This is a genomic window from Paraburkholderia phytofirmans, from assembly GCF_046028095.1.
Lineage (GTDB): Bacteria > Pseudomonadota > Gammaproteobacteria > Burkholderiales > Burkholderiaceae > Paraburkholderia > Paraburkholderia phytofirmans_A.
The window spans coordinates 592,629-604,448 of the sequence record NZ_JAQQDJ010000004.1 but is presented as its reverse complement, the minus strand read 5'-3'; the positions used below and the strand labels follow the sequence as shown (position 1 = coordinate 604,448).

Annotated in this window: 2 protein-coding genes; one reads left to right on the top strand and one right to left on the bottom strand. The window is 65.7% G+C overall.

The features are described from left to right. Positions 1–25 precede the first annotated feature (25 nt). Positions 26–9,748, bottom strand: coding sequence for a non-ribosomal peptide synthetase (locus tag PQR54_RS15370; RefSeq protein ID WP_408246981.1), 9,723 nt, complete (start codon positions 9,746–9,748; stop codon positions 26–28). Between the two features lie 280 nt (positions 9,749–10,028). Between PQR54_RS15370 and PQR54_RS15365 the strand changes: the two genes are divergently transcribed. After that, positions 10,029–11,795 (top strand): cyclic peptide export ABC transporter, encoded by a 1,767-nt coding sequence (locus tag PQR54_RS15365; RefSeq protein WP_408246979.1) that lies wholly within the window; start codon positions 10,029–10,031, stop codon positions 11,793–11,795. Positions 11,796–11,820: the final 25 nt, after the last annotated feature.

The following is an 11,820-nucleotide window of genomic DNA, read 5'->3' as shown; positions in this document are numbered from 1 at the left end:
TCTCAGTACGGGCCGACGTGTTGGCTCATTGCAGTTCGAATTCGTCGAGGAGCGCATCGATCGCGCTCGCGGTATCGCCTGCGCCATGCGCGTCGCGCTCGGCGAGCGCGCGATCGATCGCCGCGGCGCAGCGCTGCAACGTGCGTTCGTCGAACAGGGTGCGTAGCGGCAGGATCAGCGTCCAGTGCAGATTCGCCTGCGCGTTGGCTTGCGTCGCGAGCAGCGAGTGGCCGCCCAGCGCGAAGAAGTCGTCGTCGCGGCCAATCGTGTCGACGCGCAGCACGCGCTTCCAGATCTCGGCAAGTTCACGCTCTGTCTCGGTGGCGGCCAAGCAGATAGCGTTTTCTGACGCGGCGCCACGCACGGGAGCCGGCAGCGCGTGACGGTCGCATTTGCCGTTCGGCGTCACCGGCAGCGCGTCCATCGCGATCAGGTACGAGGGCACCATGTATGACGGCAGTTGCGCCCGCAAATCGTCGAGCAGCGCCTGCGTGTCGAGTGCGTTGTCCGCCCCGCGCGCCACGTAGCCGATCAATTGCTCGTCGCGCACGATCACCACGGCATCGTGCACGCCCGGCGCCGCGCGCAGCAGCGCTTCGATTTCGCCGGGCTCGATGCGCTGGCCACGCAATTTCACTTGCGTATCCATGCGGCCGAGATAGTCGAGCGCGCCGTCCGCGCGACGACGCGCAAGGTCGCCGGTTCGATAGAGCCGCGCGCCGTGCGAGAACGGATCGGGAACGAAGCGTTCCGCCGTCAGCGCGGCGCGGCCGAGGTAGCCGCGCGCCAGTCCCACGCCGCCCAGATACAGTTCGCCGATCGCGCCCTGCGGCAGCGGTTGCAACGCCGCGTCGAGCACGTGCAATTGCAGGTTTGCAATCGGGTGACCGATCGGCACGGACGCCGCGTCGGCATCGCGCGCATCGCACGTCCAATGCGAAACGTCGATGGCGGCTTCCGTCGGGCCGTAGAGGTTGTAGAGCCGCGCGTGCGGCAATTGTTTGGCGACGCGTGCCACCAGTTCCGGCGCGAGCGCTTCGCCGCTGGCGACGATTCGCTCGATGCTCGCGCAGTGCGCCGCCGTATGAAAGTCTTCCAGATGAGCGACAAAGGCCGCGAGCATCGACGGCACGAAATGCAGCGTAGTGGCGCGATGTGTTTCGATGGCCGCGACGAGGCGCGCCGGATCGCGATGATCGGCCGGCGCCGCGATGGCGAGCTTCGCGCCGATGGCGAGCGGCCACACGAACTCCCAAACCGACACGTCGAAACCGAACGGCGTCTTGTGCAACACGACGTCATTGGCGTCGAGGCGATACGCGTCCTGCATCCACGCAATGCGGTTCGCCAGAGCACGATGCGTATTGCCCGCGCCTTTGGGCTTGCCTGTGGAGCCGGACGTGTAGATCAGGTAGGCAAGTTGATCGGGCGCGACTGGCACGGGAGCGCTGAGCGTGAAGTCGGCGCCGCGCAGTGCGTCGACGGTGAGGATCTTCACGCGTGTATTGTCGACCGCTGCCGTAACACCTTCCAGCAGATGCGGCTGCGTCAGCACGACAGCGGGTTTCGCGTCGTCGAGCAGATAAGCGATGCGGTCCGCCGGATAGTCCGGGTCGATTGGCAGATAAGCGGCGCCCGCTTTGAGCACGCCGATTAGCGCCACGACCATGTCGAACGAACGCTCGACGCACAACGCCACCGCCGTGTCCGCGCGCACGCCGGCTTCGATGAGCGAGGCGGCGACGCGATCGGCGTTCGCATCGAGTTCGCCGTAGCTCATCTGCTGCGTACATCCTTGCGCGTCAGCGAATTCAAGCGCAATCGCGTCGGGCGACGCCAGTGCCTTCTGTTCGAACTGGCGATGCAGCGCCTGCTGCTGTGTGTCCGGCCACACTTGCGCAGTTGAGTTGAAACTCGCCAGCGCGGCCAGATCGTCGGCGGTGGAAATCGAAATCGTGCCGAGCGGCGCGTCCGGATTGGCGATCAAGCCCGCAAGGCACGCGGCAAATGCGCGATGCAATACGCCGACACGCACTTCATCGAGCTGCGCGGCGTCGTAGCCGTAGTCGATCGTGAGCGTCGCGCCCGCTTCGATCACCAGCGTGAGCGCGAAGTCGGTCGCTTCGATATTGCGCAACTCACGCAGCTTGAGCGCGCGCTCGTCGCGTCCTTGCCATGCTTCATCCACGGGATAGTTTTCGAACACGACCAGCGTGTCGAACAGCGCGCCGCCGCCTTGTCCCGCCCATTGCTGGATTTCATAGAGCGGCGTATGCGCGTGCTCCGCGGCCGCGGCGTTGTCGCGCTGCAAATCGTGCAGCCATGCCGATGCACTGCGTTGCGGCAGCGGCGCCGTAATCACCGGCAGCGTGTTGATGAAAAGCCCCAGCACGGTATCGACGTTCGGCAACGCATCTGGACGGCCGGCGACGGTCGCGCCGAACGCGACGGCCGTGTGATGCGTCATCCGTTGCAGTGCTAGCGCCCACGCGCCCTGCACCATCGTGTTGACCGTGACCTTCAGACGGCGCGCGGTTTCGGTGAGGCGCGCGGTGGTCGCTGCGTCGATCGTTTCACGCCGCGTGAGATGCTGCGGTTCGCGGCCGCTCGCGGACTCGCGCCCGGCAACCAGCGTCGGTTCGTCGAGCAGCGCGAGACGCTGCAGCCAGAAGGCGCGCTCGCTGTCGGCGTCGCGTGCGGCCAGCCACGCGATGAAGTCGCGATAGCGTGTTTTTGCAGGCGCGGCGAACGGTTGTGGACGCGGCGGCTCGATATAGTCGCGCAGCACGTCGGCGAAGAAACGCGCCGTGCTCCAGCCGTCGAGCAGCAAATGGTGACGTGTCCAGACCAGGCGCCAGGCGTCGTCCGTGATGCGGATCAGCGCGACGCGCATCAACGGCGGCGACGTCAGATCGAAACCGCGCGCACGGTCGGCGTTGAGCCAGCCTTCGAATTCATCATGCGCGTGCGCGCCACGCTCGCGCCAATCGAGAATTTCGACCGGCATACGCGCCTGGCGATGCACGATCTGCATCGGCGTTGCTTCGTCCGGCGTGAAGCTGGTGCGCAGAATGTCGTGGCGCGGCACGGCGGCTTCGAATGCCGCGCGCAGACGCTCCACGTCCGGCTCGATCAAGGTCGCGACCAGTTGATTCACATAGGTGGATTGCTCGGGCGCGAACAGCGAGTGGAACAGAATGCCGTGCTGCATCGGCGAAAGCGGATAGATATCGTCGATGCTGCGCAAGTCGAGCGGCACGCGCTCCAGCGCGGCCTGCGTCAAGCCGCCCGCGCGCGCGAGCGGATAGTCGCCGGGCGTCGCGCCACCGCCACGTTGCGCGAGACGCGCCGCGCATGCCGCCGTCAATGCCGCGAGCGCGCTTTCGAAACGCTGCGCGATGGCTTCCACGGTAGCGCGCTCGAATTGCGTTGCGCCGTAGACCCAATGGATTTTGAGCGTGCGCGTGGCGTCGCCGTCGATATAGGCGTGAATCGCAAGCGCGTTGCCGATCGGTCCCACCGGATCGCGTTCGCGGCCCGCGCCGCCGAAACGCGGCACGAGCGCCGCTTCGCGCGGTGCGTCGAACTGGCCGAGATAGTTGAAGGTCACATGCGGACGCGGCACGGCGGCGAGCCCGGCGCGCGTCGCCGGGTCGCCGTAGTGGCGCAGCACGCCGAAACCGAGACCCTTGTTCGGCACCGCGCGCAGCGTATCTTTGACTGCGCCGAGCGTGGCCGCCGGCGCGCTTTCAAGGGTGAACTGCACGGGGTAATGACTCGTGAGCCAGCCAGGCGTGCGGCTCACATCGACGTCATCGAACAAAGCCTCGCGGCCGTGGCCTTCGAGTTCGATACGGCAAACAGGCATGTCGAGCGACTGCGCCAGCGCCGCGATCAGCAGCTCGATCATCTGCGTGCGGTACGCGGCATTCGCTTCCGTCAATGCGGCGCGTGTCAGATCGGCGCCGATGGTCTGGATCACCGATTGCGCGTCGGCGTTGGTCGCCTTCGCTTGCGGACGGTCGAGCGGCAGATCGTCATAGGGCGCGGCGAGCGCGGCCCAATACGGTAGTTCAGCGGCAAACGGCGAGGTCGCGATGTCGAGCGCTGCGCGTGCGAGCCGTGCCGCCCATTCCTGCGCACTCGTTCCCGTCGACGCGAGACGCACGCTGCGACGCTCGCAAGCGGCGCGATAGGCGGCGTCGAGGTCGTCGAGCAACACACGCCACGTCACGCCGTCCACGACGATGTGGTGGATCGCGAGATAAAGTTTCGTGATGCCGTCTGGCAGTAACGCGGCCAGCGCGCAGACGAGCGGGCCGTGCGTCAGATCGAGCGTGCTCTGCAAGGCGTCGAATTGGGCTAGCGCGTCGGCTTCGTCGCGTGCGGAACTCGCGGCGAGCGGCAGTGTTTCGAAAGCGCGCTCGGCCAGTTCGAGACGCCATTCGCCTAGCGCACCGACAGGCGTGAAACGCTGACGGAAGATCTCGTGATGCGTCAGCAGCGTTTCGAATGCGCGCGCGAAAGCGTCGAAGTCGAACGGTGCTTGCGTGTCGAGTTCGATGGATTGATTCCAGTGACCACGCCGCGGAATATCCAGTGCGAAGAAACGCAGCTGTGCGGGCGTGAGCGTGGCGGAGTGCTCGGCTTTGGCGGGTGCGGGCTGTAACTTCGATGCACCCGGCGCAGCCTGAGCGGTGACGTCCACCGTCGTTGCGACACGTGCGAGTTGCGCGAGCGTGGGCGCATCGAACAGTTGCTTCGGTGTAAAGCGTACACCGCGCTTGCGCGAACGGGCAATCACTTGCAACACCAGGATCGAATCGCCGCCCAGCTCGAAGAAGTTGTCGTCGCGACCCACGCGTTCGGCTTTGAGCACGTCTTTCCATACCGCGGCGAGGGCTTCTTCCGTTGCGCCTTGTGGCGCATCGCCCGCCGCCAACGACGGCGCCGGTGCAGCCGCCAGCGCCCGCAATGCCGCCCGATCCACCTTGCCGTTCGCGGTCACCGGCAACGCGGCGACATGCTGCAACACGGCCGGCACCATGTAGTCCGGCAAACGCGCGCTCAACGCCGCGCGCAATGCGGCTTCGTCGAAGCGGGCATCGCTCGTCAATGCGACGAACGAGGCCAGACGCAAGCGCCCCTCGTGCTCCACGGCCAGCGTTTCGGCCTGAGCGATACCGTCGAGCGCGCGCAGTGCCGCACTGACTTCGCCGGGTTCGACGCGGTAGCCGCGAATCTTGACCTGATCGTCGAGGCGACCCAGAAATTCCAGCCGGCTATCGGCGCGCAATCTCACGCGATCGCCCGTTCGATAGAGACGCTCGCCCGGCGCGAACGGATTCGGCACGAAACGCTCAGCGGTCGCCGCGGCGCGATTCAGATAACCGCGCGCCAAACCCGGTCCGCCGAGATACAACTCGCCGATCGCGCCCGGCGGTACGCTCGCGCCGTGGCTGTCGAGCACGCAAGCGTATGCGTTCGGCAGCGGGAGACCAAGCGGCACCGCTTGTGCATTGCGCGCGCTCGGCGCACGCAATGCGGCTTGCGCGGGCGCGGATGTGTCGCAGGTCAGCGCGCCTACCGTTGCTTCGGTCGGACCATAGTGATTGATCACGCGGCAAGTCGGCTTCAGTAACGCGATCCGCTCGACCAGCGACCACGGCAGCGTTTCGCCGCCAGTCACCAGCGCATGCGCGGGCAGCACGTCGGACGGATGCTGCGCGTCGAGCAGCGCATGCAAGTGGCTCGGCACGATCTTGAGAATGCCGACGTTGCGCGCGCGCATTTCGTGGGCGAATCGATCGGGATCGAATGCGCATTGCGCGGGCAACAGATGCAGCGTGCGGCCCGAACAGAGCGCGCCGAATAGCGTCGTGTGGCCGAGGTCGGCGGCGACGGTGGAAACCATTGCCATGGATGCGTCGGCGGCGAATGCGAGTTCGTCGAGCATGCCTTCGACGTAGTCGGCCAGTGCGCCATGCGAGATGACGACGCCTTTCGGCGTGCCCGTCGAGCCGGAGGTGAAGATCAGGTAGGCGGCCTGGTTCGCCAAAGGTGCTGTGTGCGATGCGGTTGCGCGTTCGGTTGCGCTTGCGGTTGCGGTTGCCTCGCCCACGCTCGCCGGCGATGAAGCTTGCGCGAGCGTATCGAAGTCGAGCGTGCTTGCCGCGCCTACTGCAGGCATAGCTCGCGTTTGATTCGCCGTCAAAATCCATCGCGCGCCGCACGCTTCGACGGAAGCAGTCAGACGCTCACGCGGCGCGGCAGGATCGAGCGGCACGACGTACGCACCGGACTTCATCACGCCGATCAGCGCAACGGCAAAGCGCACCGACCGCTCGATACATACGGCCACCGGCTGCTCCACGTCCACTCCGCGCTGACGCAAAGCAAAGGCGATACGGTCGGACGCCGCATCGACTTCGGCGTACGTGAGTTGCGTCCCGGCATCCGCGAGCGCCACGCGATCGGGCGTTTCACGTGCATGCCGCGCGAACAGCGCGAGCACGTTGTCAGCCGCCGGCTGCAATTCACGGCCGCGCCGCGCGGCGCGATAGTCGGCGCTATCCGCGCAATCCAGTTCGGCAATCGCGCGCCGCGGATCGCGCACGGCATCGGCGACGAGCGCTGCATAGCTATGCAACCAGGCGTGGGCGGTCGCGTCATCAATACCGTCGAGCGCGTAAGCAACGACCAGTTCGATGCCGCGCGGATCGTCGGTGAAATCGAGTGCGTAGTCGAAGCGGGCGGCGAGATCCAGACCCGGCGACATGCGCACCGACGCGCCCGGCAATTCAGCCGACAGCTCCAGATCGAACTGCTGCGCGAACTTCACCTTGAGCCACGCATCGCCGCGCCGCACCGGCGGCTTGACGGCGTCGAGCACCTGATCGAACGGTACATCCTGATGCGCGAACGCGTCGAATGCGGAACGGCGCACGCCGTCGAGCAGCGCGGCGAACGATTGATCCGGCGCGACACGCGCGCGCAGCGCCAGCGTGTTGAGGAAAAGACCCACCAACGGCGCCGTCTCCGCGCGTTGCCGATGCGCGATCGGCGCCGCCACGACCACGTCGGTCGTGCCGGTCAGTCGGTAAAGCCAGGCGTCGAAGGCGGCCAGCAGTACGGTGAACGGCGATGCCTGCACGCGTCGCGCCGTTTCGCGCACGGCCTCGGAAAGCGCGACGGGCAACCGCAGCGCAACCCGGCCGCCACGATAGTCGTGTTCCGGCGAGCGTGGGCGGTCGAGCGGCAAGGCTAGCGCTTCGGGTGCATCGCGCAAAGCGTCGCGCCAGTAGGCCAGTTGCCGCTCGCCTTCGCCGGCTGCGAGCCAGTCGCGTTGCCATTGCGCGTAGTCGGCATACTGGATGGCCAATGTAGGCAACTGCGGCTCGCTTCCCGCAGCGAAGGCTGCGTACGCGGCGCGCAGTTCGTCGAAGGCGACGCGTGAACTCCAGCCGTCGCTGATCGAATGATGCGTGGTCAACAGGAAGCGCTGCGTATTGCCGGTGAGCGTGACGAGCGCAGCGCGCACGAGTGGACCGTTAGATAGATCGAAAGCCGCGCCGACTTGCTGTTCGGTCAACTTCACCAATCGCGACGTGCGTTCGGCCTCGTCGCAAGCACGCAAATCGATTTGCGCGACCGGCACCGGCAAGCGTGCATGAATGCGTTGGATGACGATGCCGTCGTCTGACTCGACCAACGTGGTTCGCCACGCCTGATGACGCGAGATCAGACGATCGAGCGCGCGTTGCAGCGTGCCAATCTCTAGCGCGCCCCGCACGTCCCATTGCACGGCGACGTGATATGCCGCGCCGGCGTCCTGCGTTTGTGCGAGCACCCAGAAGCGCTGCTGCGCGAACGAGGCGGCACAGTCGACGAACGGTGCGTCGTTAGTCTGCATCACGGTGATCGCATGCGAACCCACCGACGTTTCGGTTTCGCCGTCGTCGATCAAACGCGCCAGTGCTTCAAGCGGTTGATCGTCGAACAACGCGTCGAGCCGCAGATTCACGCGCCATTCGATACGGATCGCTGCCTGCAATTGCATCGCCGCAAGCGAATCGCCGCCGCGTGCGAAGAAACGGTCGCCGCAGCCGATCGGCGCAGGATCGTTCAGCAAGGTTTGCCAAAGCGCGGCGAGGCGAGTTTCCGTGGCGGTTCGAGGCGCGACGTGATTCACATCGACGACCGCTTGCATCGTCGCAACGAAGTCGCGCAATGCGGCGCGATCGAGCTTGCCGTTCAACGTGTACGGCAAGCGCTCGAAGCGCACCAATCGGTGTGGCATCCACGCCTGCGGCAGATGCGCGACGAGATGCGTTTGCAGTGTGGCATCGTCGAGTTCGTCTTGCAGCACGACGCAGGCGATCAATTGCGTTCGGCCGCCAGCCGTCTTGGCGAGCACACCCGCATCGGCCACCGCCGGATGCGTCAGCAGACAAGCCGCGATCTCGCCCGGTTCGACGCGCACGCCGCGCACCTGAACCTGATCGTCGATGCGGCCGAGATAATCGAACGAGCGGTCCGCGCGTTCACGCGCGAGGTCGCCGGTGCGGTAGATGCGCTCGCCCGGTTCGCCGCTCGGGTCCGGCAGAAAACGTTCAGCCGTGAGTGCGGCGCGGCCGTGGTAACCGCGCGCGAGACACACGCCGCCTAGCAGCAGTTCACCGCTTTCACCCTGTTGCGCTGCGCCGTCGATGCGCGCCACGCGCCGCCCGATCGGCCAACCGATCGGCAGCGACGCAAAGCCATTGCCATCCTCGAGCGCCGGCGTCATGCCCGGATCGACGGGCCACAGCATCGGCGAAATCACCGCCTCGGTCGGCCCGTAGCCGTTAACCAGACGCACGGAACGGAACACGCGGCGAATCTCGTCGAAACTGTCTTGCGACATTGCCTCGCCGCCGAACAGCAGCGTGCGCAGCGAAGGCGGCACGCCGAGCCGCTCGCAAACGTTCGCGAACTCGCGCACATAAGCAGGCGGCAGTGTCGTATTGGTGATGCCTTCGCGCAGCATGAACGCATGCGTGGTTTCCGGCGCGAACGGCGGCGGATCGCTGATCACCACGCTGCCGCCGACGGCTAGCGGTACTAACCATGCTTCGATGGAGACATCGAAATTGACCGAGGCGAAATGCAGCACGCGGTCATTTGCACCGATCGGCAACGAATCGGCCAGCGCTTCACCGTGCGCGGCGAGCGGTCCATGTTCGACAGCCACGGCTTTCGGCGTGCCCGTCGAACCCGACGTGTAGATCATGTAGGCCGCCGCGCGTGGATGCACTGGCGTGTCGGCTTCGTCATTGTCGAAACGCGGCGCTGCCACATCTGCCGCAACAGCACTCGCGACGTCGAAGCATTGCGCGAAACGCGCGCGCATCGCCGCATCCGCGGAACCGTCGACGATGCCGTGCATGAGCCCCGCATCCCGTGCAACCCAATCGAGGCGTGCCGCCGGATGACGCGGATCGAGCGCGACGAATACGCCGCCCGCCTTCAATACAGCGAGCAACGCAACGAACAGATCGCACGACCGCGCCACGCAAACACCCACGCACACTTCAGTCGTCACACCCGCCGCGCGCAGTTGCGCGGCAAGGCGCGCCGCGCGGCTATCCAGTTCGCCGCGCGTCAGCCGCACGGTACGTGGCGTAAAGGACGCTAGCGCGGGCGCATCGGGATCGATGCGCGCCATCGCGCGGATCTGGTGGTGCAACGCAATCGGGAAGCTCGTCATGGGCATGAAATCCGTTAGAACTGGCCGCATAGGCCAAGTCGCAGGCCGCAATGGGCCGCTTCATTGGTGTGACGATCCGCAATCGCAAATCTTTACCGAGTGTGCTGTTTTTATTTGGACTGCATCTTTTTGACGTGGCAGATGAACGCGCGCGGTAAATGTTTGCGTCGCCCATTCGTCTATCAGGCGAGGGGCGTGTCTTTGCGCCCCGCTGAATGGCCGCATGCCCGCATGCGACGCCCTTCACCGATCCATTGCGACCCACTGCGACACATTGCCGATGACCGCTGCCAACGAGCGCTACGACGCGCCACCCTCGTCTGCTTCACCTCCCTCCAACTCCGCGGGCAAGCCCGCCATGCGCCTGATCGTCGCGCTGCTCAAACGCTCTCGCGGTTCCTTCGCGATCGCGCTGACCGCCTGCGTGCTGAACGGCATCGCCAGCGTGCTGCTCGTCGCGACCTTGAGCCGCGCACTGTCGCAAACAGGTGTTGCCGATATGTCGCTCGCCATGCGTTTCGCGGTGTGCGCGGTCGTCGCGCTCGTCACGCGTGTGATCACCGGCGTGCTGTTCGCGCGCCTCTCGCAGGACACGATGGCGCAGTTGCGCGAACACGTCGCGCGGCGCGTCGCCGAGGCCGAGTTGCGCGATGTCGAACGGATCGGCGCGGCACCCGTGCAGTCCGTGCTGACCGACGACGCCACCAACGTGTCGATGCTGTTCTTCGCACTACCCAATCTCGTGATGCACGGCTCGATCGTGTTCGGCTGCCTCGGTTATCTGGCGTGGCTGTCGTGGCCGGTTTGCCTGCTCGCGGTCGCCGCGATCCTGGTCGGCTCATTCGGCTATCACGCCGGCGACAAGCGCGCGATCGCTTCGCTCGAAGCAGCAGGACGCTCGCAGGACAAACTGTTCGGCTACCTCGGCGCGCTTTTCACCGGCGCGAAGGAACTGAAGCTGCATCAGGCGCGTTCGCGTCAATTTGTGGACGGCCAGCTCGGGTCGGCGATCGACGAAGTGCGCGATCATCGGCGCCGTGCGTTCAGCGCCTATGCGGTCGGAGTCGGCTGGATCGTGTTCCTGTTCTATGTGTTCCTGGGCGTGGCGGCATTCTGGCCGGCACTCGGCGTGCACGCCGATGCGCCGTCGGCATCGGGCTACGTGGTGGTGTTCCTGTTCATGCTGCTGCCGCTCGACGGCCTGCTCAACAACGTGCCGACATTGAATGCAGCGCGCGTCTCGCTCGATCGTATCGAAAAGGTGATGGGCGAATTCGGTGCGCTGCGCACCTCGCCGCCGCCTGACGAAAATGCTTCGCACGCGCCGTATCGCACGCTCACGCTCAGCAACGTCACGCACTCGTACTTTCATGAGCGCGACGAGCGGATGTTCCGGGTCGGGCCGGTCAATCTGACTTTCAGGCCGGGTGAGCTGGTGTTCATCGTCGGCGGCAACGGCAGCGGCAAGACGACGCTCGCGAAAGTGCTGACAGGTCTCTACGAACCCGAAGACGGCACGATCGAACTGGACGGCAAGCGGGTGGACTTTGCTGAACGCGCCGCGTATCGTCAGCGCTTTACGGCTGTGTTCAACGATTTCCATCTGTTCGACGCGCTGCTTGGCATCGTCGATCCGAACGATGCCTCACGCGCGCAGGCGGATGCCCGCGCCAACGCCCTGGTCGCGAAGCTCGCGCTCGATCACAAGGTGCAGGTCGTGAACGGCGCGTTCTCCACGCGGGCGCTTTCCACCGGTCAGCGCAAACGCCTCGCGCTGGTGGTCGCATATCTGGAAGACCGGCCGTTCTATCTGTTCGACGAATGGGCCGCCGATCAGGACCCGCAGTTCAAAGCGGTGTTCTACGAGCAACTGCTGCCGGAGTTGCGCTCGCGCGGCAAGACAGTGCTGGTGATCAGCCACGACGACCGCTACTTCCATCTCGCGGATCGTGTGTTGAAGCTGGAGAATGGCAGTATCGTTAGCGAGACGCATGGTTCGGCACAAGCGGTGCAAAGCCCGGCGGTGGCCAACGGTACGGTGGGGTGATGAAGTGGAGAAAGGCTCGCTGGGG

Excerpts from the sequence above, each read along its gene's own strand:
- PQR54_RS15370 (WP_408246981.1), bottom strand. The coding sequence starts at position 9,748 with ATGACGAGCTTCCCGATTGCGTTGCACCACCAGATCCGCGCGATGGCG.
- PQR54_RS15365 (WP_408246979.1), top strand. The coding sequence starts at position 10,029 with ATGACCGCTGCCAACGAGCGCTACGACGCGCCACCCTCGTCTGCTTCA.